This is a genomic window from Lentzea sp. NPDC042327, assembly GCF_040647275.1.
Taxonomy (GTDB): Bacteria; Actinomycetota; Actinomycetes; order Mycobacteriales; family Pseudonocardiaceae; genus Lentzea.
This window is the reverse complement of record NZ_JBEZBX010000005.1, coordinates 177,050-195,453: the sequence shown is the minus strand read 5'-3', so window position 1 is coordinate 195,453 and position 18,404 is coordinate 177,050. Positions and strand designations below refer to the sequence as shown.

Sequence of the window (18,404 nt, the reverse complement as noted above, 5' to 3'; positions counted from 1 at the left end):
CGCGGTCATGGGGGATGACTGGACCGGCGCGCCTTCCCGCGCCGTTTAGGGGAGAAGGGCGCACGACCGGGCGAGGTGCCCGGTCGTGCGCACCTCCACGAGTGGGACGTCCCTGGCATGTCGGCAGGGTCTCGCGCGGCGGAGGGGGAATGATGTGCGCGTGAGAATGCTGATCTGGACCCCGTTGAACACCGCCGAGCTGCAGAAGGACATGCACGGCGCCAACGTCGGTCCCGCGGCGCTCGTCCCCGTGCAGTCGGGGACGGTGCTGCTGCCCTCCCTCGACATCAGGCTCGCCGAGGCCGTGCTCATGGCGGCACGGGTGCGCAAGGTCGCAGGACGCGCCGCCCTGTTCGTGTGGAACGAGAACGCCGCCGCCTGCTACCCGCTCGTCAAGGCCTCACCCGCCGGGCGGGCCTGGTTCTGGGGCGCCCGCGACGACGTGGTGGAGCTGCTCGCGGCGGCCAAGCGGTCCGGCCGGGTCGGGCGGGCCGTCGAGCGGTCGTTCAGCGGCCTGCTGGAGCAGCAGCGCGGCGAGAAGGGGCTGGCCGCGGCCACCGAGCGGTTCACGGCGCTGCAGACCGGCGTCACGACCGGTGAGGTGCGGGCGGCGCTGGGCGAGCACGACCACGGTGCCGAGGCGGTGCCGCGGTTCCTGCGGGCGTGCGGGCTGCCGGACGTGGCGCAGGTCGCCGAGCTCGCCGAGGAGGGCCGCGCGGACGCCTGGCTGTCCCCGCTCGCCCCGCCGCGCACGGCGGGCTGGCCCAAGGCGCTCATCCCGCCGATCTGGCTGGTGCTGCTGGTCGCGCTGCTCGCGTTCGGCCTGCCCGTGTGGGTGTTCCTGCTCGCCTGGGTGGCCAGCGTCGTGGCGGTCTACGCCGCCGTGGCCGCGGCCGGGAAGCACCTGGTCCAGCGCAAGCCGGTCAACGCCGTGCTGCCGGTAATCCCCGTCACGCAGGGCGCCGCACCCACCGACTGACGCGGACCGACTAACCTGGACGGCGTGGCACGCGTCGTCGTTCTTGACTATGGCTCCGGCAACCTGCGCTCCGCCGAGCGCGCGCTCCAGCGGGTCGGCGCCCAGGTCGAGGTGACCTCGGACGCCGCCGCGGCGCGCAACGCCGACGGGCTCGTCGTGCCCGGCGTGGGCGCGTACGCGGCGTGCATGCAGGGGCTCAACTCGGTGCGGGGCGCGCGGATCATCGGCGAACGGCTCGCCGGTGGCCGGCCGGTGCTGGGCATCTGCGTGGGCATGCAGATCCTGTTCGAGCGCGGCATCGAGCACGGCGTGCTGACGGAGGGTTGTGGCGAGTGGCCCGGCACCGTCGAGCGGCTCGACGCGCCGATCGTGCCGCACATGGGCTGGAACACGGTCAGGGCACCGGAGGGCTCACGGCTCTTCGCCGGGCTTGACGACGACACGCGGTTCTACTTCGTCCACTCCTACGGCGTGCGCAAGTGGGAGCTGGAGCCGGCCGAACACCTCCGGCCGCCGCTCGTGACGTGGGCCGACCACGCGGGCGACGACTTCGTGGCCGCGGTCGAGAACGGGCCGCTGTGGGCGACCCAGTTCCACCCGGAGAAGTCCGGTGACGCCGGGGCGCACCTGCTGCAGAACTGGCTCAAGACCCTGTCGTGACCGCGGCCCGCCGGTGTGTCCGGTGAGGACACCGGTCCGGTTCCCGCTCGCCACGGCCGTCACGGAGCGCGTGCGGGGGGAGGCTAGGCTGAGCGCGTGACGTTCACACTCCTCCCCGCTGTCGACGTGGCCGACGGTCGTGCCGTTCGCCTCGTGCAGGGCGAAGCCGGTACCGAGACGAACTACGGCGAGCCGCTGGACGCCGCCCTGCAGTGGCAGCGCGACGGCGCGGAGTGGGTCCACCTGGTCGACCTGGACGCCGCCTTCGGGCGCGGCTCGAACCGCGAGCTGGTGGCGCGGGTCGTCGGCGAGCTGGACGTGCGGGTCGAGCTGTCGGGCGGCATCCGCGACGACGCGTCGCTGGAGGCCGCGCTGGCCACCGGCTGTGCCCGCGTGAACCTCGGCACCGCCGCACTGGAGGACCCGCAGTGGTGCGCGAAGGCCATCGCCCGGTACGGCGAGAAGATCGCCGTGGGCCTCGACGTGCGCATCACCGAGGAGGGCCACCGGGTCAAGGGCCGCGGCTGGACCTCCGACGGCGGTGACCTGTGGGAGGTGCTGGACCGCCTCGACCGCGACGGCTGCGCGCGGTACGTGGTCACGGACGTGTCGAAGGACGGCACGCTCACCGGCCCCAACGTCGCCCTGCTGGCCGAGGTCTGCGCCCGCACCGACGCGCCGGTCGTCGCCTCCGGTGGGGTGTCCAGTGTGGACGACCTGGTGGCGCTCGCGAAGCTCTCCCGCGACGGCGTGGAGGGCGCGATCGTCGGCAAGGCGCTCTACGCGGGCGCCTTCACGCTCCCGGAAGCGCTTGCTGCGGTGCGTTGACCACGCTCTCGACGTGACGGGCCGCGGCCTCGTGCGTGACACCGGTGGTGTTGAGCACATCGGCCGCGGTCCCTCCTTCTTCGAGCAGCACGCCGAGCAGGATGTGCTCGGTGCCGATGAACATGTGGCCCAGCCGCAGCGCTTCCCGCACCGCGAGCTCCAGCGACTTCTTGCAGTGCGTCGAGTAGGGCTGCTTCTCCGGGCGCTGCTTCGGTTCCTTCTCCAGCCGGTGCAGCACGGCGATGCGGGTGCTGCCGTCACCGGACTCCAGCTTCGCGATCGTCTTCGCCGCGAGCCCGCCGGACTCGTCGAGCAGGCCCAGCAGCAGGTGCTCGGTGCCGATCCGCTCGCTGAACCGCGCATGGTGCCGGGCCAGCGCGATGACCCGCCGCGACCGCTGCGTGTAGCGGTCCATCGACGGCTTGGTCAGCTCGGGCGACTCCTTCGGCACGAACCGCTTCTGCGCGGCCTGCTTCGTCACGCCCATGCTCTCGCCGATCTCCGCCCAGCTGGCCCCGCCGCGGCGGGCCTCGTCGACGAAGTGGCCGACCAGGTGGTCGCCGAGCTCGGTGAGCTGCCCGCTGCGCTCAACCGCCTTCGCGAGGCGGGTGAGCACGTCGTCGGCTTCCTCGCCGATCGTGGCGATGAGGTCGGTCAGCTGGATCACGCCGTCAACTCTAGGTTGACGATCTTGATCACGTCAACCGCCGGTTGACGGTTGCCGGGCAGGCAAGTGGTCAGGCGGGGGTGATCTCGATGCCGACCGTGCCGGTGCGGCCGCGGCGCAGCCTGCTGCCGAACACCGTCAGCCAGCCGGGAATCCCGTACTTCTTCGTGATCCCGGCCCTGACCCGGTCGCTCGCGGCGTCGTCGAGGATCCGCGCCCGCGCCGGGATCGAGGCGCCCTTCGGGTTGCCCCGGACGTCGCAGGCGCCGATCTCCACGGCACCGCTGCGCCGGATCCGCTTGACCTTGCCGGTGTCCCTGGCGGTCCAGGCGTAGACGACCGCGCCCTCGCCGGGCACCACCCACACCGGTGTCGGCACCGCGGTGCCGTTCTTGCGGAACGTCGTCAGCAGCAGGTACTTGCCCTCGCCGAGCTCGGTGATCATGGTGTCCCAGCGTAGTCCCGAAAGGGCTGCTTGTAGGCTTTCGGGCATGTCGGTCGCGGTCCGTGTCATCCCCTGTCTCGACGTCGACCGGGGCCGGGTGGTGAAGGGCGTCAACTTCACGAACCTCGTCGACGCGGGCGACCCCGTCGAGCTCGCCAGGGCGTACGACGCCGAGGGCGCGGACGAGCTGACGTTCCTCGACGTGACCGCCAGCAGCGGCGACCGCGAGACGACCTACGACGTGGTGCGCCGCACGGCCGAGCAGGTGTTCATCCCCCTGACCGTCGGCGGCGGCGTGCGCAGCCCGGACGACGTCGACAGGCTGCTGCGGGCCGGCGCGGACAAGGTCAGCCTGAACACGGCGGCGATCGCGCGGCCCGAGCTGCTCAGGGAGTGCTCCCAGCGGTACGGCGCGCAGTGCGTCGTGCTGTCGGTCGACGCGCGGCGCGTGCCCGGCGGCACCGGCTTCGAGGTCACCACGCACGGCGGCCGCACCGGCACCGGCATCGACGCGGTGCGGTGGGCCGCGCAGGGCCAGGAGCTGGGCGTCGGCGAGATCCTGCTGAACTCGATGGACGCCGACGGCACCAAGGCCGGGTTCGACCTGGAGCTGATCGAGCTGGTGCGCCGCGAGGTCGACGTGCCGCTCATCGCGAGCGGCGGCGCCGGCGCGGTCGACCACTTCGCGCCCGCGGTCGCGGCCGGCGCGGACGCGGTGCTGGCGGCGAGCGTGTTCCACTTCGGACAGCTGCGCATCGGCGAGGTGAAGGACGGCCTGCGCCACGCGGGCGTGGTCGTGCGATGACCACCCGCCGCAGGTCGCCGGAGGTGCTGGTGTCCTCGGCGGTCGCGTTCGGCGGCGCGCTGGTGTTCTTCGCCGTCGGCCTGGTGCTGTGGCGGACCAGCGGTGACGCGGACGTGCTGAAGCTGCCGTCGTTCCTCGCCCTCGTCGAGCTGCCCGTCGCCGCCTGCCTGCTGCTGGGCCTGCGGTTCGCGCACTACCCGGCGATGGTCTTGTTCGTGCTCGTCGCCCTGCTGCACCTGGTGATCGTCCTGGCCGACGGCCCGGTGTGGGCCCGCGTCGCGTCCGGCGTGCTGTCCGCCGTGCACATCTACGGAGTGGTCCTGCTCAACACCGGACCCGCTCGTCGACAACTGGGAGGACCCCGGTGAGCAGCCCGCTCGACCCCGCCGTCTCGGCCAAGCTGAAGCGCACGGCCGACGGCCTCGTCTGCGCGGTCGCCCAGCAGCGCGGCACCGGTGAGGTGCTGATGGTGGCGTGGATGGACGACGAGGCGCTGCACCGCACCCTCACCACCCGCCGCGCGACCTACTACTCGCGCAGCCGCCGGCAGCTGTGGGTCAAGGGCGAGACCTCCGGGCACACCCAGTACGTGCACGAGGTGCGGCTCGACTGCGACGGCGACGCGCTGCTGCTCGTGGTCGACCAGGTCGGCGCGGCCTGCCACACCGGCGACCGCACCTGCTTCGACGCCACGGTGCTGCTCGCGGACGCGTGAGGCCGAGGGCGGCCGGTCAGTCCAGGTCGCCCGTCAGGTACCGCTGCATGTTCGGCGCGATCGCCTTCACCACGGTCTCCACCTCCGCCGAGGCCAGCGGCTCGAACCGCACCACGTACCGCACGATCCCCAGCCCCACCATCTGCGTGGCGGCCAGGGTCGCGCGCAGTTCGCGGTCCTCCGCCCCGATCTCGGTCAGCAGCTTCGTGAAGATCGCGCTGATGAAGAACGACCGCAGGGCGTTCGCGACCTCCTGGTGGCTGGTGACGCTGCGGATCAGCGCCGCGAAGGTGCCGCCGCCGGTCGCGTCCCAGACGGTCGCGAAGGTGCGGATGATGCGTTCGCCCGCCTCCTCCACCGGGCCGTCGAGCAGGCGCTTGAGGATCTCGGCCGGGTCGAAGGGCAGCTGCAGCACGGACTGGGCGAAGAGGCCCTCCTTGCCGCCGAACCAGTGGTTGACCATGGCCGCGTCCACGCCGGCGCGGGCGGCGATCGCGCGGACCGTGGCACCGTCGTAGCCCTTCTCGACGAAGGTCTCGCGGGCCGCGGCCAGCAGGGCGGCCCGCGTGTCCTCGCCCGCGGCGCGGCGGCCCCGCCGTTTCTGGTTCACTTGGTCCACGGGAGTCATGGTTCAACAGTTGTTGAATTTATGCAACAATTGCCGTCATGGTGAGCGTCATCGGGGCTGTGGCCGCCGCTGGTCTGGGGGCCGTGAGCCCCACGCGTGAGGAGTTCCGCGAGCTGGCCGTGAACCGCCGGGTCATCCCGGTGGTGCGCAGGCTGCTGGCCGACGCGGAGACGCCGGTCGGGCTGTACCGCAAGCTCGGGGCGGACCGGCCGGGCACGTTCCTCCTGGAGTCCGCGGAGAACGGGCGGTCGTGGTCGCGCTGGTCGTTCATCGGCGTGCGGTCCACGGCGGCGCTGACGGCGACCGGTGGTGAGGCGTTCTGGACCGGCACGCGGCCGGTCGGGCTGCCCGACGGCGGCGACCCGCTGCTCGCGTTGCGCGAGACCATCGAGGTGCTGCGCACCGACCCGTTGCCCGGCATGCCCCCGCTGACCGGCGGCATGGTCGGCTACATCGGCTACGACGCGGTGCGCAGGCTGGAGCGGCTGCCGTCCATCGCGGAGGACGATCTGAAGCTGCCCGAGCTGGTCATGCTGCTCGCCACGGACCTCGCGGCGCTCGACCACCACGAGGGCACGGTCACGCTCATCGCGAACGCGATCAACTGGGACAACTCGCCGGAGAACGTCGACGCCGCCTACGACGACGCGGTGCGGCGGCTGGACGACATGACCGAGGCGCTGCACATGCCCGCGCCGCCGACCACCGCGGTGTTCTCCCGCCCCAAGCCGGAGTTCCGCCGCCGCCGTTCGCAGGCGGAGCACTTCGCGGCCGTCGAGAAGGCCAAGGAGGCCATCCGGGCCGGCGAGGCGTTCCAGGTCGTGGTGTCGCAGCGGTTCGAGATCGACACGGACGCCGACGCGCTCGACATCTACCGCGTCCTGCGCACGACGAACCCCAGCCCGTACATGTACCTGCTGCGCCTGGACGGCTTCGACATCGTGGGCTGCAGCCCCGAGTCGCTGGTCACGGTGCGCGACGGCAAGGCGACCACTCACCCGATCGCGGGCACCCGCTGGCGCAGCGAGGACCCGGAGGAGGACGCCCTGCTGGAGAAGGACCTCCTCGCCGACCACAAGGAGCGCGCCGAGCACCTGATGCTCGTCGACCTCGGCCGCAACGACCTGGGCCGGGTCTGCAAGCCGGGCTCGGTGCACGTGGTCGACTTCTTCAAGGTCGAGCGCTACAGCCACGTCATGCACATCGTGTCGACCGTGACCGGTGAGCTCGCCGAGGGCAAGACGGCCTACGACGCGGTCGCCGCCTGCTTCCCGGCCGGCACGCTGTCCGGTGCGCCCAAGCCGCGTGCGATGGAGCTCATCGAGGAGCTGGAACCCACCCGCCGCGGCCTCTACGGCGGCGTGGTCGGCTACTTCGACTTCGCCGGCGACGCGGACACCGCCATCGCCATCCGGACCGCGCTGCTGCGCGACGGCGTGGCGTACGTGCAGGCGGGCGGCGGCATCGTGGCGGACTCGGACCCGCTGGCCGAGGACAACGAGACGCTGAACAAGGCGGGTGCGGTGCTGGCCGCGATCGCCACCGCGCAGACGCTGAAGCCCGCCGTTGAGGGGTAACCGTCCACTGTGGATCGCCGCGCTCCTGCTGGTGGGCGCGGCGGGTGCCTTCTGGGGTGCTGACCTGGTGCCGGTCGCGCTGCTGAGCCTCGCCGCCGTGGCCGCGGCCGTGGCGGTCAGCGGGGTGGCCCGGCGCGTGCTCGGGGCGCTGCTGGTCGCCGTGGGCGTCGCGGCGGCGTTCGGCGGGCACTGGCTCGCCATCGCCGGCGGTGTGCTCGTGGTGGCCTCCGGCGCGGTCCAGGTGGTCTTCGGCGCGCGCATGCCGAAGATCGGGGTGGGCGGGCAGAAGACCCGCGCCGCGGACCCGGAGAAGGACATGTGGCGCGCGCTGGAACGCGGCGACGACCCCACCGACGGACCGGCGGACGGGTCGACTGACGGTAGGGGGCCGGTCCGGGGTGACACCGACGAGTGAAGATCAACGATCGGCATTCGCGCATGTGACGGGCGAACGACCACGGCTAGCTGCGTGGACGCGGAACCCCCGGTGGTCGGTGCGTTACTCCGGCGGGGTTAGCATCCCCGTAGCGGGAAGGGGTTCAAGACTGTGACGGTTCTCGAGTCGATCCTCGAAGGTGTGCGTGAGGATCTCGCCGCTCGTGAGGCTCAGTTGTCCTTCGACGTCGTCAAGGAGCGCGCGGCCAAGGCCGCTCCTCCGCTCGATGTGATGTCGGTGCTGCGCGGTCCGAACGTGGGGGTCATCGCCGAGGTCAAGCGCAAGAGCCCGTCGAAGGGCGCGCTGGCCGAGATCCCCGAGCCGGCGGAGCTCGCGGCCGCGTACGAGGCCGGGGGCGCCTCGGTGATCAGCGTGCTGACCGAGCAGCGGCGCTTCGGCGGGTCGCTCGCCGACTTCGACGCGGTGCGCAGAACGGTGAAGATCCCCATGCTGCGCAAGGACTTCATCGTGTCGCCGTACCAGGTGCACGAGGCCAGGATGCACGGCGCGGACCTGGTGCTGCTGATCGTGGCCGCCCTGGAGCAGAACGCGCTGGTGTCGCTGCTGGACCGGGTCGAGTCGCTCGGCATGACGGCGCTCGTCGAGGTGCACACGGCCGAGGAGGCCGACCGCGCGCTGGAGGCGGGGTCGTCGGTCATCGGCGTCAACGCGCGCAACCTCCACACGCTGGAGGTCGACAAGGACGTTTTCGGCCGGATCGCTCCCGGACTACCCTTCGAGACGGTCAAGATCGCCGAGTCCGGTGTGACCGGGCCCGGTGACCTGATGTCCTACGCCGGAGCGGGCGCCGACGCGGTGCTCGTCGGTGAGAGCCTGGTGACCAGCGGCGACCCCAAGGCCGCCGTGAACAAGCTCGTGACCGCCGGTTCGCACCCGGCGTGCCCGAGGCCGAGCCGGTAAGAGGCGCGGTCGACAACAGCGCTGGAGGAGCCACCCGATGGGCCAGTTCACGCCCACGCCGCACGACCCCGACAACCGCGGCCACTTCGGCCCGTGGGGCGGCCGGTTCGTCCCGGAGGCCCTGATCGCGGCGGTGGACGAGCTGGCCGCCGAGTACGACAAGGCGCGCATCGACCCGGAGTTCGTGAACGAGTTCCAGCGCCTGCTGCGCGACTTCGCGGGCCGCCCGTCGCTGCTGACCGAGGCCCCGAAGTTCGCCGAGCACGCCGGCACGCGGGTGTTCCTCAAGCGCGAGGACCTCAACCACACCGGCTCCCACAAGATCAACAACGTGCTCGGTCAGGCGCTGCTCACCAAGCGCATGGGCAAGAAGCGCGTGATCGCCGAGACCGGCGCGGGCCAGCACGGCGTGGCGACGGCGACGGCGTGCGCGCTGCTCGGCCTCGACTGCGTCGTCTACATGGGCGAGGTCGACACCGAGCGCCAAGCGCTCAACGTCGCGCGCATGCGGCTGCTCGGCGCCGAGGTCATCCCGGTGAAGTCCGGCTCCCGCACCCTGAAGGACGCGATCAACGAGGCGTTGCGCGACTGGGTCACCAACGTCGACGAGACGCACTACCTGCTCGGCACCGCCGCGGGCCCGCACCCGTTCCCGCTGCTCGTGCGCGACTTCCACCGGGTCATCGGCATCGAGGCCCGCGAGCAGATCCTCGAGAAGGCGGGCCGGCTGCCCGACGCCGTCGTCGCCTGCGTCGGTGGCGGCTCGAACGCGATCGGCATCTTCCACGGCTTCATCGACGACGCGGACGTGCGCCTGGTCGGCGTCGAGCCCGGCGGCTCCGGCCTGGACAGCGGCAGCCACGGCGCGACGCTCACGGCCGGCACGCCCGGTTCGCTGCACGGCGCGATGTCGTACGTGATGCAGGACGACGACGGCCAGATCACCGAGGCCCACTCGATCTCCGCCGGTCTCGACTACCCCGGCGTGGGCCCTGAGCACTCGCACCTGAAGGACATCGGCCGCGCCGAGTACTTCCCGGTGACCGACGCCGAGGCCATGGAGGCCTTCGCGCTGCTCTCGCGCACCGAGGGCATCATCCCGGCGATCGAGTCGTCGCACGCGCTCGCCGGCGCGCTGAAGCTCGGCCAGGAGCTCGGCCAGGACGGGCTGCTCGTCGTGAACCTCTCCGGTCGCGGCGACAAGGACATGGACACGGCCGTGGAGTACTTCGGCCTCGCTGACGGGGGACGGGCCTGATGTCGTTGTCCGAGGTTTTCGCCACCGCACGCGCCGAGTCGCGGGCGGCGCTGATCGGGTACCTGCCCGCGGGCTTCCCGACCGTCGACGGTTCGAAGGACCTGCTGAAGGCCATGGTCGAGGCCGGCTGCGACCTCGTCGAGGTCGGCCTGCCGTTCTCCGACCCGGTCATGGACGGCCCGACCATCCAGGCCGCCGCCGAGCAGGCACGGCGTGCGGGCTTCCGGGTGAAGGACCTGTTCGACGTGGTCGACGCGGTGGCGCAGGCCGGTGGCCGCGCGGTCGTGATGACGTACTGGAACCCGGTGCTGCGCTACGGCGTGGACGCGTTCGCCCGCGACCTCGCCGCGGCCGGCGGGCTCGGCATCATCACCCCGGACCTGGTGCCGGACGAGGCCGATGACTGGATGGCCGCCTCCCAGGCGCACGGGCTGGACCGGACGTTCCTGGTCGCGCCGTCGTCGACCGAGGAGCGCATCGCGATGACCGCGAAGGCGTCCTCCGGCTTCCTGTACGCCACGGCGGTCATGGGCGTCACCGGCGCCCGCGACGTGGTGTCGTCGGATGCTCCCGAACTGGTCGCGCGGGTGCGTGAGCACACCTCGCTCCCGATCGGGGTCGGGCTGGGCGTGCGCAACGGCGCGCAGGCCGCCGAGATCGCCGGGTTCGCGGACGGCGTGATCGTCGGGTCGGCGTTCGTGTCCGCGGTCGCCGAAGGCGATGGCGCGGTGCGCGCACTGGCGGCGGACCTCGCGAAGGGCGTGCGGTCGGCCGCGGCCACCGTCTGACGGTCCCTTGGAGTGAATCCAAGGGGCTCTGGTTCGAACGCCTGATCGAATGAAATCGGCCCGTTCGAGGTCGAAAACGCCGAAAACCGCTGGTCGAGCTGCGATCGTGGTCGTATGCACAAGCCAGCTCCCGTTCCGGCGTGCCACACTGGTGTGCGCCGGGCGGTTTTCGGAGGTGATGCGCGGTGGCGGCTCCAGCCGAAGCCAAGTCTGACTACATACTCAGCCACGTGGGCCCGTGGTCGCTCGACGACGTCCTCGCCCTGCCGGAGGACCACCGGCAGCGCATCGAACTCGTCGACGGGACGCTCCTCATGAGCCCCCTCGGGTCCTTCCGGCACCAGGACCTGGTGTTCGGCGTCGCAGCCACACTGCGGTCCGCCTGCCCGAAGGACTTCAAGGCGACGATCGAGATCAACGTCGCGCTGTCCGACGGCCGATTGCTGATCCCGGACTTCACCGTGGTCGAACGGTGCGATGCCGGTGTGACGTTCCCGGTCGAGAAGGTGCTGCTCGTCGGCGAGGTGCTGTCCAAGAGCACGCGGGTGACCGATCTGGTCGTCAAACGGCAGCTGTACGCAGAGGGCGGCGTGCCTTACTACCTGGTCGTCGACCCGGTGCCGGATGCTCCGGTGTCCACGCTGTACATGCGGGGTGAGAAGCCCGAGTACTTCGAGATCGCGCGCAGCGTGAACGGCGTGCTCACGCTCGACCGCCACCCGTTCCCCGTCACGATCGACCTGAACGACTAGCCGTACAGCCACTCCAGCCGGCCGTGCAGGTCAGCCGCGCTCCACGCCGCGAACATCGCGTCACGGGCCGCGGCCGCCTCCCCGGCCGGGTGGTAGACCTCCCGCCCCATCGACCGTGAGGCGTGGTGCACGCGCGCCGTCCGCTCGGAACGCAGGGCGACGTACCGCGCGAAGGAGCCGTCCACGTCACGCGGGTCGAACACCGACGAGAGGCACACGGCGTCCTCCAGCGCCTGGCAGGCGCCCTGCGCGGCGTACTGCAGCACCGGGTGGGCGGCGTCGCCGAGCAGCACGACCCGGCCGTCCCGCCAGTTCGCGACCGGCTCGCGGTCGCACAGCACCCAGGCCCGCCACTCGTCGGCCAGCGCCATGACCCGCGCCGCGTCCGGGCACAGCGGTGTGAAGTGCTCCAGGACGTCGGCGTGCTCGACGGGCACGCCGGACAACGGGTCGCGGGCGCCGTTGTCGGTGGTGGCGACGAGGTTCACGAGCCGGCCACCGGCGATGACGTACCAGACGACGTGGAAACGGGGACCCGCCCACAGCGTGACCACGTTCTCCTTCAGCTCCGCGGGCACGGCGTCCGCCGGGATGACCGCGCGGAACGTGGTGTGGCCGGACACCACCGGGTCGCCGTCGCCGACCAGCTGGCGGCGGACCGCAGAACGCAGGCCGTCGGCGCCGACCAGAGCCGTGCCGCGGACGCGCGCGCCGGAGCGCAGCACCGCCGTGACCCCGGAGCCGTCCTGCTCGTAGGACGTGACGGCGCTGTCCGGGCGCAGGTCCACGAGGTCGCGGCAGGCGGCGAGCAACGGCGCCAGCACGTCGTCGCGGTGTACGACCGCGTACGTGCCGAACCGGGCCCGGAAGCCCTCGTCGACCGGCAGCGACGCCACCACCCGGCCGGAGACGCCGCAGCGCAGCCGCAGCTCGTCGACGTGCACGGCCCGTGACCGCACCGCGGGACCGACGCCCAGCGCGTCGAGCGCGCGGAAGCCGTTGGGACCGATCTGGACGCCCGCGCCGATCTCGGTGAACTCGGCCGCCGCCTCCAGCACCGCCACGCGGTGCCCGGCGCGGGCGAGACCGAGCGCTGTCGCGAGGCCGCCGATGCCGCCGCCGACCACCAGGACCGTCATGTCAGGCCTTCCTCACCGGGGACGGTCAAGATAACGATCGAGCGTCCCCACAGGAGGCTCACGGGGCCACCGGTACGGTGGGCGGCGTGTTGAACGGGTTGAACTCCGTCGTGCTGGCCACGATCCCGAGCCCCGACCGCGGTGTCTGGTACCTCGGTCCGCTCCCCCTCAGGGCCTACGCGCTGTGCATCATCGCGGGCATCGTCATCGCCATCTGGTGGGGCGAGCGCCGCTGGGTCGCGCGCGGGGGCGTCAAGGGCGAGGTCACCGACATCGCCGTGTGGGCGGTGCCGTTCGGTCTCGTGGGTGGTCGGCTCTACCACGTCATCACCGACAACCAGAAGTACTTCGGGCCGGGCAGGAACCCGCTCGCGGCGCTGGAGATCTGGAACGGCGGCCTCGGCATCTGGGGCGCGATCGCCCTCGGTGCGGTGGGTGCCTGGATCGGTTGCCGGCGCAAGGGCATCCCGCTGCCCGCGATGGCCGACGCGCTGGCGCCCGGCATCGTCGTGGCGCAGGCCGTCGGACGCCTCGGCAACTACTTCAACCAGGAGCTCTTCGGCGCCGACACGACGCTGCCGTGGGGCCTGGAGATCTACCGCCGGGTCACGCCGGACGGCCGTGAGGACATGCTCGCGGGCGTCGCCGTCGACCACACGCCCATCCAGGTCGTGCACCCGACGTTCCTCTACGAGCTGCTGTGGAACCTCGGTGTCGCCCTGCTGCTGGTGTGGGCCGACCGCCGGTTCCGCCTGGGCCACGGCCGGGTGTTCGCGCTGTACGTCGCGGGCTACACCGCGGGCCGGTTCTGGATCGAGCTCATGCGCACCGACGAGGCGACGCTGGTGTTCGGCCAGCGCGTGAACGTGTGGGTGTCGGCGCTGGTGTTCCTGGGCGCGGTCGCCTACTTCGTGATCGCGAAGTCGCGTGGGCCGCGGGAGGACGTCGCGGCACTGCGCGGCACCGGCGAGCCGAAGACCGAGGACGGCGGCACCGAGGACGGCGGCACCGAGACCGCGGAACCCGCCGAGACCGAGACCGCGGCCGTGGCGGCCGACAAGGACAAGACCGGCTCCCAGGCGGAGTCCGTCAAACCGGAGTGACCGAGTGCGCGTGCTCGTCGTCGAGGATGACGACCGGGTGGCCAGGGGCCTGCTGACCGCGTTGCGGCACGCGGGCTACGAGGTGCACCGGGTGGCCACGGCCGCCGACGCCCTCAAAGCCGCGCCCGCGGACGTGGTGCTGCTCGACCTCGGCCTGCCCGACGGCGACGGCCTGGACGTGCTGCGCGAGCTGCGGCACCGGCCGGGCACCGCGGTGATCACCGTGACCGCGCGCGGTGAGGAACGCGAACGCGTCCTGGGCCTGCGCGCGGGTGCCGACGACTACGTGGTGAAGCCGTTCGGCACCTCGGAGCTGCTCGCCCGCATCGAGGCGGTGCTGCGCCGCACCCGCACCCACCGGGCGGAGCCGGAGGCCGAGGGCCCGGTGCGGGTGGGCGCGCTGAGCATCTCCGTGCCCACCCGCGTCGCCACCCTCGACGGCACGCCGCTGTCGCTCACCCGCAAGGAGTTCGACCTGCTCGCGCTGCTCGCGACCAGGGCCGGTGAGGTGGTCAGCCGCGACTTCATCGTCGACCAGGTGTGGCAGGCGCACTGGGAGGCGCCCTCGCGCACGCTGGACACGCACATCGCGGCGTTGCGCGGCAAGCTCGGCACCGACGTGAAGATCGAAACCGTGAGGGGCGTCGGCTACCGCCTGGCCACCTAGCTTCTCCGGCAGGTGCGGGGCGAGCAGGGTTACCGGGGGTGACTTCGGGAACACGGCACTGCGGGGTGTCGTCGCGGTACCGGATGATGAACGCCGTGAGGTGCCCGATGCGAACCAGTGACGGCGGCTGATGCTGCGCAGACTCCTCGTCATCACCGTCCCGCTGCTCGTCGCCCTCGTCGCCGCGCTCGGCATCCCGCTCGCCTCCGCCGTGGTGCAGCGCGAGACCCAGACGACCTACCTCGACCGCCTCGGGGACGCCAGCCGGTTCGCCTCGCTCGCGGAGAGCGCGTTGCAGTCGGACCGCACGGAGCTGCTGCGCGACGAGTTCGACCGGTACGACGACGTCTACGGCATCACGGTGGCGCTGGTCAGCGCCGACCGCAGCGTGCTCATCACCTCCCGCAACGGCTTCGACCCGCACGACGACCTGGTCGAGGGCGGGCTCAGCGCGGCGCTGTCCGGGTACTCGCCGCCGGCCGGGTACTCGGGCTGGCCGTGGCGGACCGACCCGATGGTCGTGGTCGAGCCGGTCGGGCGGGACAGCGAGGTGGTGGCGGCGGTCGTCACGATCTCGCCGACCGCCGCGCTGCGCGGCGAGGTGCTGCGGCAGTGGGGGCTGATGGGGCTGGCCGGGCTCGCGCCGATGCTCGCGGTGGTCGCGGCGGCGTGGCCGATGTCGCGGTGGGTGCTGCGGCCGGTGCGCCGGCTCGACGAGGCCACGGCAGCGGTCGCGCAGGGCAACCTGGAGGTGCGCGCGGACGAGGTCGGCGGACCGCCGGAGCTGCGCAGGCTCGCCCGCAGCTTCAACACCATGGTCGACGTCGTCGGCAGGGCCCTGACCAGGCAGAAGGCGTTCGTGGCCGACGCGTCGCACCAGCTGCGCAACCCGCTGGCCAGCCTGCGGCTCGCCGTCGACAACCTGGAGCCGCACGTCGGCGGCGAACACGGGCGGGAGGCGCACCAGATCGCCGTGGACGAGGCGGAGGAGATGGGCCGGGTGCTCGACACGCTGCTCGCCGCGACCCGCCTCGACAGCGCCCGCGACACCGAACCCGTCGAGATCGACCAGCTCCTCGCCACGCACCGGGCCGGCTGGCAGGCGCTCGCCCACCGGGCCGGGGTCGAGCTGAAGGTCACCGTGCCACCGGGGCTCACCATGCAGGAACCGCCCGGCGGCCTGGGCAGCGTGCTCGACGAGCTGGTCAGCAACGCCATCCGCCTCGCCAACGCCACCGAGGTCGTGGTCACCGGCGCGAAGGGTGAACTGCACGTGGTCGACAACGGCGACGGGCTCACCGCCGACGAACGCGAGCACGCGCTCCAGCGGTTCTGGCGCGCGACCAAGCACCAGAACGTGCCCGGCACCGGCATGGGCCTCGCGATCTGCGCCGAGCTGATCGAGTCCGCGGGCGGTGCGCTCACGCTGCACGACGCCGGTCCCGGCCTCGACGTGAAGATCAGCCTCAGCGCTTGACCGAGCGGAACCACCGCATGGCGCCCTCGTGCAACGGCACCTCACCGGTCGCGATGCCGGTGCGCACGTTGATCCGCGACGCCTCGGGGTGCCCCTCCACGATCCGCGCGGTCTCGGTGAACACCGTCCGCGTCACGACCTCCACCACGTCCGCGCTCAGCGACTCGTGCGCGAGCAGCAGGTTCGGCACCGCGAACGTGTGGCAGGCCGGGATCGGGTTGTACACCGACTGGGGGATCGTCGCCGGGATGTACGGGCCGCGGAACTCCCGGTGGAGCCGCACCGCCTCGTCCTGGAGGTTGATCAGCCGCACCTGGTCCTTGATGTTGTAGACCGCGTCGGTCGGGATGCCGGTCAGCGCGAGCAGCGCGTCCAGCGAGCCGTCGGCGAGTCGGCGCGAGGCCACCGCGTGCGCCATGCGTTCGTCCACAGCGGACGCACCGCCGAGGTACTGCAAGAGCCGCCGTCCGGTGAACTCCGTGCCGGAACCCACGGGCCCCAAAGAGATCCGCTTGCCCGCGAGGTCCGCGAGCCGTTCGATGGACGACTCCTTGCGCACCGCGATCTGCATGAAGCTGTCGTAGAGCCGCCCGACCGCGCGCACGCTCTCCGGCGGCTCGATCGCGTCCAAAGAGGACAGCGCCAGGTCGGCCTTCCCCTCGGCGAGCAGCCGCAGGTTCTCCACCGACGCGCCGGTCGGCTGCGCGACCACCTCGGTGCCGGGCAGCTGCTCGGCCAGCACCCGTGCGAGCGCCGCCCCGATCTCGCGGAACACCGCCCCGTCCGGGCCGGTGGCCAGCACGAGCCGCGCGGGTGCCTCGACCTTCCGCGGGGTGCACCCCGTGAGAGCGAGGGCACCCCCTAGCAGAAGTGTGCGACGGCTGAGCGACACCACCGAAGACTAACCGTTACGTCAGGTCTGTCTGAAGTTTCCGGGCACCGCCTTGTCGCTGTGCGTGGCGCGGCTCACCCTCCTACCCAACGCGAAGTGTTCGAGGAGGAACAGTGGCGACCACCACCACAGGCCGCAAACCGATCTACAGGCACCTCTACTTCTGGGTGCTGGTCTCCATCGTGCTGGGCGCCGCGGTCGGGTTCCTGTTCCCGAAGCAGGCGTCCGAGATGAAGTGGCTCGCCGACCTGTTCGTGAACCTGGTCAAGGTGGTGATCGCCCCGACCATCTTCGCCACGATCATCGTCGGCATCGCCGGCCTCGGGAACCTCGCCAAGGCGGGCGGTCTCGCACTCCGCACGATCCTGTACTTCACCGCGATGACGACCGTGGCGCTCGCCATCGGCCTGCTCGTCGTGAACATCGTGCAGCCGGGTCACCACGGCGGCGACATCCAGCTGAACGCGAGTGCCGCCGACAAGACGCTGAAGGACGCCTCCAGCGCGGAGACCGGTGTCACCGGCTTCATCCTGAGCCTCGTGCCGAAGTCGTTCGTCAGCGCGTTCACCGACGGGCAGCTGATCCAGGTGCTCGTGGTCGCGATCCTCGTGGCCATCGCGGTCGCCGGCATGGGCGAGCGCGGCGCCAAGGTCGTGTCCGCTATGGAGACGCTCTCCAAGGTGATGTTCGGCATCATCAAGATCGTCATGTACGTCGCGCCGATCGGTGCGTTCGGAGGCATCGCCTACACCGTCGGCAAGTTCGGCGGCAGCGTGCTCGGCAAGCTGCTGTGGCTGATGGGCTCCTTCTACGCCACCTGCCTGCTGTTCGTCGTCGTGGTGCTCGGCATCGTCGCGAAGGTCGCGGGCTTCAGCCTCTTCAAGTTCCTGCGCTACATCAAGGACGAGATCCTGATCGTGCTCGGCACGTCGTCCTCGGAGTCGGTGCTGCCGCGCATGATGGTCAAGCTGGAGGCGGCGGGCGCGCAGAAGTCGGTCGTGGGCCTCACCATCCCGACCGGGTACTCGTTCAACCTCGACGGCACCTGCATCTACCTGACCATGGGCGCCATCTTCATCGCCCAGGCCACCGGTCACGACGTGTCGATCGGCGTGCAGATCGGCCTGCTGCTGTTCATGCTGATCGCGTCCAAGGGCGCGGCGGGCGTCACCGGCGCCGGCCTGGTCACCCTGGCCGCCTCGCTGCAGGCGTTCGAGGCGCACAGCGCCATCCCGGCCGTCGGCATCGCGCTCATCGTCGGCATCGACCGGTTCATGTCCGAGGCCCGCGCCATCACCAACGTCATCGGCAACGGCGTCGGCTCGCTCGTGGTCGCCGCCTGGCAGAAGTCCCTCGACAGGGACCGCCTGACCGAGGTGCTGAACAACCCCGGCAGCGTCGACGTCGACGACCTGCTCGCGAAGCAGTCCGGCGAGGACGAGACCGCGAAGGTGGCGGTCCCGGCCCACTGAGGCGTCCGTGGCCGGGGGCGACCCCCTCTCGCTCCCGGCCACGTGACCTGACGGCGGCCAAGCCCTGCGAAGACCGAGGTCCCGGTCCTCCCGCACGCGACGCGGAGGACCGGGACCTCGGTTTTTTGACCGGAAACGAACGACATCCCGGCGGAGCGGGCGGTGCGGTGTGAGCGTCCGCTAACTGGGACGGCA

The 18,404-nt window shown here is 71.7% G+C and carries 21 protein-coding genes; 16 read left to right on the top strand and 5 right to left on the bottom strand.

What is annotated here, in order from left to right:
* Nucleotides 1-160 precede the first annotated feature (160 nt).
* The 3 genes from AB0A63_RS14710 (at nt 161) to priA (ending at nt 2,467) form a co-directional block, all read left to right on the top strand.
* Nucleotides 161-979, top strand: coding sequence for a hypothetical protein (locus tag AB0A63_RS14710; RefSeq protein WP_360390379.1), 819 nt, complete (start codon nt 161-163; stop codon nt 977-979).
* A gap of 24 nt (nt 980-1,003) precedes the next feature.
* Nucleotides 1,004-1,639 carry an imidazole glycerol phosphate synthase subunit HisH gene (gene hisH / locus AB0A63_RS14705; protein WP_360390377.1) on the top strand — a complete coding sequence of 212 codons (636 nt, stop codon included), beginning with the start codon at nt 1,004-1,006 and terminating at the stop codon, nt 1,637-1,639.
* Nucleotides 1,640-1,735: 96 nt separating this feature from the next.
* A complete protein-coding gene (gene priA, locus AB0A63_RS14700) occupies nt 1,736-2,467 on the top strand; it encodes a bifunctional 1-(5-phosphoribosyl)-5-((5-phosphoribosylamino)methylideneamino)imidazole-4-carboxamide isomerase/phosphoribosylanthranilate isomerase PriA (protein WP_360390374.1) in 732 nt (243 codons plus the stop codon).
* On the opposite strand, the gene AB0A63_RS14695 is transcribed toward priA, so the two are convergent.
* Entirely contained in the window at nt 2,433-3,134 is a 702-nt protein-coding gene (locus AB0A63_RS14695; protein ID WP_360390372.1) for a Clp protease N-terminal domain-containing protein, read from the bottom strand. The genes priA and AB0A63_RS14695 overlap by 35 nt on opposite strands.
* Before the next feature lie 70 nt (nt 3,135-3,204).
* Complete coding sequence (locus tag AB0A63_RS14690) at nt 3,205-3,579, bottom strand: PPOX class F420-dependent oxidoreductase (protein ID WP_360390369.1); 375 nt, start codon at nt 3,577-3,579, stop codon at nt 3,205-3,207.
* 46 nt (nt 3,580-3,625) lie between these two features.
* Here AB0A63_RS14690 and hisF point away from each other — a divergent pair, with 46 nt between their 5' ends.
* Genes hisF through hisI form a run of 3 tightly spaced genes read left to right on the top strand, consistent with a single transcriptional unit; the run spans nt 3,626 to nt 5,099 of the window.
* Nucleotides 3,626-4,384, top strand: a complete 759-nt coding sequence (hisF, locus tag AB0A63_RS14685) for an imidazole glycerol phosphate synthase subunit HisF (RefSeq protein ID WP_360390367.1) — start codon at nt 3,626-3,628, stop codon at nt 4,382-4,384.
* Nucleotides 4,381-4,752: a hypothetical protein gene (locus tag AB0A63_RS14680; RefSeq protein WP_360390364.1), complete on the top strand. Its 372-nt coding sequence runs from the start codon at nt 4,381-4,383 to the stop codon at nt 4,750-4,752. Before hisF ends, AB0A63_RS14680 begins: the two co-directional genes overlap by 4 nt.
* On the top strand, nt 4,749-5,099 hold the full coding sequence (hisI, locus tag AB0A63_RS14675; RefSeq protein WP_360390361.1) for a phosphoribosyl-AMP cyclohydrolase: 351 nt from the start codon (nt 4,749-4,751) through the stop codon (nt 5,097-5,099). Before AB0A63_RS14680 ends, hisI begins: the two co-directional genes overlap by 4 nt.
* A 16-nt stretch (nt 5,100-5,115) precedes the next feature.
* Here hisI and AB0A63_RS14670 read toward each other — a convergent pair whose 3' ends face one another.
* The gene (locus AB0A63_RS14670) at nt 5,116-5,718 is read right to left on the bottom strand and encodes a TetR family transcriptional regulator (protein ID WP_360390358.1); all 603 of its coding nucleotides are present in this window, start codon (nt 5,716-5,718) and stop codon (nt 5,116-5,118) included.
* 47 nt (nt 5,719-5,765) lie between these two features.
* Here AB0A63_RS14670 and AB0A63_RS14665 point away from each other — a divergent pair, with 47 nt between their 5' ends.
* The 6 genes from AB0A63_RS14665 to AB0A63_RS14640 all read left to right on the top strand — a co-directional run bounded on the left by AB0A63_RS14665 (nt 5,766) and on the right by AB0A63_RS14640 (nt 11,459).
* A complete protein-coding gene (locus AB0A63_RS14665) occupies nt 5,766-7,304 on the top strand; it encodes an anthranilate synthase component I (RefSeq protein WP_360390356.1) in 1,539 nt (512 codons plus the stop codon).
* On the top strand, nt 7,294-7,719 hold the full coding sequence (locus tag AB0A63_RS14660) for a Trp biosynthesis-associated membrane protein (RefSeq protein WP_360390353.1): 426 nt from the start codon (nt 7,294-7,296) through the stop codon (nt 7,717-7,719). Before AB0A63_RS14665 ends, AB0A63_RS14660 begins: the two co-directional genes overlap by 11 nt.
* Nucleotides 7,720-7,851: 132 nt before the next feature.
* On the top strand, nt 7,852-8,661 hold the full coding sequence (gene trpC, locus AB0A63_RS14655; protein WP_360390350.1) for an indole-3-glycerol phosphate synthase TrpC: 810 nt from the start codon (nt 7,852-7,854) through the stop codon (nt 8,659-8,661).
* Nucleotides 8,662-8,698: 37 nt separating this feature from the next.
* On the top strand, nt 8,699-9,919 hold the full coding sequence (trpB, locus tag AB0A63_RS14650) for a tryptophan synthase subunit beta (RefSeq protein WP_360390347.1): 1,221 nt from the start codon (nt 8,699-8,701) through the stop codon (nt 9,917-9,919).
* Nucleotides 9,916-10,707 carry a tryptophan synthase subunit alpha gene (gene trpA, locus AB0A63_RS14645; RefSeq protein ID WP_360391457.1) on the top strand — a complete coding sequence of 264 codons (792 nt, stop codon included), beginning with the start codon at nt 9,916-9,918 and terminating at the stop codon, nt 10,705-10,707. The genes trpB and trpA overlap by 4 nt, the downstream gene beginning before the upstream one ends.
* 230 nt (nt 10,708-10,937) lie before the next feature.
* The gene (locus AB0A63_RS14640; RefSeq protein ID WP_360390344.1) at nt 10,938-11,459 is read left to right on the top strand and encodes a Uma2 family endonuclease; all 522 of its coding nucleotides are present in this window, start codon (nt 10,938-10,940) and stop codon (nt 11,457-11,459) included.
* On the opposite strand, the gene AB0A63_RS14635 is transcribed toward AB0A63_RS14640, so the two are convergent.
* A complete protein-coding gene (locus AB0A63_RS14635; RefSeq protein ID WP_360390341.1) occupies nt 11,456-12,598 on the bottom strand; it encodes an FAD-dependent monooxygenase in 1,143 nt (380 codons plus the stop codon). The genes AB0A63_RS14640 and AB0A63_RS14635 overlap by 4 nt on opposite strands.
* An 89-nt stretch (nt 12,599-12,687) precedes the next feature.
* Here AB0A63_RS14635 and lgt point away from each other — a divergent pair, with 89 nt between their 5' ends.
* The 3 genes from lgt (at nt 12,688) to AB0A63_RS14620 (ending at nt 15,845) form a co-directional block, all read left to right on the top strand.
* Nucleotides 12,688-13,701 (top strand): prolipoprotein diacylglyceryl transferase, encoded by a 1,014-nt coding sequence (gene lgt / locus AB0A63_RS14630; RefSeq protein WP_360391455.1) that lies wholly within the window; start codon nt 12,688-12,690, stop codon nt 13,699-13,701.
* 4 nt (nt 13,702-13,705) lie between these two features.
* The gene (locus AB0A63_RS14625) at nt 13,706-14,368 is read left to right on the top strand and encodes a response regulator transcription factor (protein WP_360390339.1); all 663 of its coding nucleotides are present in this window, start codon (nt 13,706-13,708) and stop codon (nt 14,366-14,368) included.
* Nucleotides 14,369-14,498: 130 nt separating this feature from the next.
* Nucleotides 14,499-15,845: a HAMP domain-containing sensor histidine kinase gene (locus AB0A63_RS14620; protein WP_360390336.1), complete on the top strand. Its 1,347-nt coding sequence runs from the start codon at nt 14,499-14,501 to the stop codon at nt 15,843-15,845.
* On the opposite strand, the gene AB0A63_RS14615 is transcribed toward AB0A63_RS14620, so the two are convergent.
* Nucleotides 15,835-16,737 carry a TAXI family TRAP transporter solute-binding subunit gene (locus tag AB0A63_RS14615; protein ID WP_360390333.1) on the bottom strand — a complete coding sequence of 301 codons (903 nt, stop codon included), beginning with the start codon at nt 16,735-16,737 and terminating at the stop codon, nt 15,835-15,837. The genes AB0A63_RS14620 and AB0A63_RS14615 overlap by 11 nt on opposite strands.
* A gap of 113 nt (nt 16,738-16,850) precedes the next feature.
* Here AB0A63_RS14615 and dctA point away from each other — a divergent pair, with 113 nt between their 5' ends.
* Entirely contained in the window at nt 16,851-18,209 is a 1,359-nt protein-coding gene (gene dctA / locus AB0A63_RS14610; protein ID WP_360390330.1) for a C4-dicarboxylate transporter DctA, read from the top strand.
* The last annotated feature ends 195 nt before the right edge of the window (nt 18,210-18,404 follow it).

What these genes read in the sequence shown, in the direction of transcription:
- AB0A63_RS14680 (WP_360390364.1), top strand. Translation starts at nt 4,381, where the DNA reads ATGACCACCCGCCGCAGGTCGCCGGAGGTGCTGGTGTCCTCGGCGGTC.
- trpB (WP_360390347.1), top strand. Translation starts at nt 8,699, where the DNA reads ATGGGCCAGTTCACGCCCACGCCGCACGACCCCGACAACCGCGGCCAC.
- hisF (WP_360390367.1), top strand. Translation starts at nt 3,626, where the DNA reads ATGTCGGTCGCGGTCCGTGTCATCCCCTGTCTCGACGTCGACCGGGGC.
- AB0A63_RS14690 (WP_360390369.1), bottom strand. Translation starts at nt 3,579, where the DNA reads ATGATCACCGAGCTCGGCGAGGGCAAGTACCTGCTGCTGACGACGTTC.
- AB0A63_RS14665 (WP_360390356.1), top strand. Translation starts at nt 5,766, where the DNA reads ATGGTGAGCGTCATCGGGGCTGTGGCCGCCGCTGGTCTGGGGGCCGTG.
- AB0A63_RS14620 (WP_360390336.1), top strand. Translation starts at nt 14,499, where the DNA reads ATGCTGCGCAGACTCCTCGTCATCACCGTCCCGCTGCTCGTCGCCCTC.
- AB0A63_RS14635 (WP_360390341.1), bottom strand. Translation starts at nt 12,598, where the DNA reads ATGACGGTCCTGGTGGTCGGCGGCGGCATCGGCGGCCTCGCGACAGCG.